Consider the following 430-nt stretch of genomic DNA (forward strand, 5'->3'; position numbering starts at 1 on the left):
GAGGACAAAAACGCTGCGGCCCGGCTTGGAATTGACCTCCAACAACCAAATGCGGCCGTCGGTATCGATGCCCACATCCAGCCCCAACTCCAGGAGACGTCCGTGGTGGCGTTCGATGTGCGGGGGAACGACTGCCGCCAGCCAGCGAATTTTTTCCATGATGTCGCTTACCTGATCCCGTTGAAAGTGGCGAAGTAGAAAGGGCACCGCCTTTTCCGCCCGGCCCCCTCCATGCAGGTTGGAGGTCAGGCCGTGGGGCTTTCCGGTGCGGATGGCCATGCCGGTCGTCTTCCACTCTCCTCTTTCGTTTTTCTGAATCAGCATGCGCAGATCGTAGGGTCTTCCCTCCGGGGTATTCAATGGGAGATAGGGCTGCATCACGTAGCGGGTATTGGCGACAAAGCGGTTTAACCATTGTTTCAAAGAGGAT

Annotated in this window: 1 protein-coding gene; it reads right to left on the bottom strand. The window is 57.4% G+C overall.

Features of this window, described 5'->3' with window-relative positions; all coding sequences use genetic code 11:
- On the bottom strand, window positions 1-430 hold a 430-nt coding region (locus RZO55_RS10995), incomplete at both ends, for a YheC/YheD family protein (protein WP_318064326.1).

This window comes from Clostridium boliviensis, assembly GCF_033342255.1.
Taxonomy (GTDB): domain Bacteria; phylum Bacillota; class Clostridia; order Lachnospirales; family Lachnospiraceae; genus Lacrimispora; species Lacrimispora boliviensis.